Annotated in this window: 1 protein-coding gene; it reads left to right on the forward strand. The window is 46.3% G+C overall.

The annotated features are described in order from the left end of the window. Nucleotides 1-765 (forward strand): DNA cytosine methyltransferase (locus tag J7438_RS26350; protein ID WP_209278989.1); only part of this gene is annotated, 765 nt, incomplete at both ends.

Below are 765 nucleotides of genomic sequence, written 5' to 3' on the forward strand. Positions count from 1 at the left end.
GGCTGTGCACCGTGCCAGCCATTTTCAAAATACAGCCAAGGCCGTGATACTTCCAAAGATGGAAAATGGGGGCTTTTGCACCACTTTGCAGACCTAGTTGGTGACCTTTGCCCTGATCTGGTAACAATGGAGAATGTGCCAGAGCTTGTCCGGCATGCTGTATTTCATGATTTTGTCGAAGAATTGACCAGACAAGGTTATCATCTTGACTTTAAGGTTGTTGACTGTCGTTTATATGGGTTGCCTCAATCCCGGCAACGGCTTGTGTTACTGGCATCTCGATTTGGAAGAGTTACTGTTCCAGGTGCAACGCACAACACGGATCAGTTCGTGTCTGTGAGGGAAGCCATTGGCTCATTGACCAAGCTTAAAGCTGGTGAACAAGATCAAAATGATCCCCTACATCAGTGCTCTCGTTTGTCTCCTTTGAACTTAAAGCGTATCCGTCAGTCGAAGCCAGGAGGAACCTGGCGAGATTGGGATCCAGAACTGATAGCTAATTGCCATAAAGGCGACAAAGGTAAAACATATGGTAGTGTTTATGGTCGTATGAGCTGGGATGCGCCAGCCCCTACCATGACTACCCAATGTTTCGGTTATGGAAATGGACGTTTTGGTCATCCAGAGCAAGATCGAGCAATATCTTTGAGGGAGGCGGCTATTTTTCAAAGCTTCCCACCTAACTATCGTTTTACTAGGCCTGACGACCCTGTATATATAAAAGTTATCGGTAGGTTAATTGGCAACGCGGTTCCAGTAAAACTT

Source organism: Thalassotalea sp. G20_0 (genome assembly GCF_017744175.1).
Taxonomy (GTDB): domain Bacteria; phylum Pseudomonadota; class Gammaproteobacteria; order Pseudomonadales; family Endozoicomonadaceae; genus Endozoicomonas.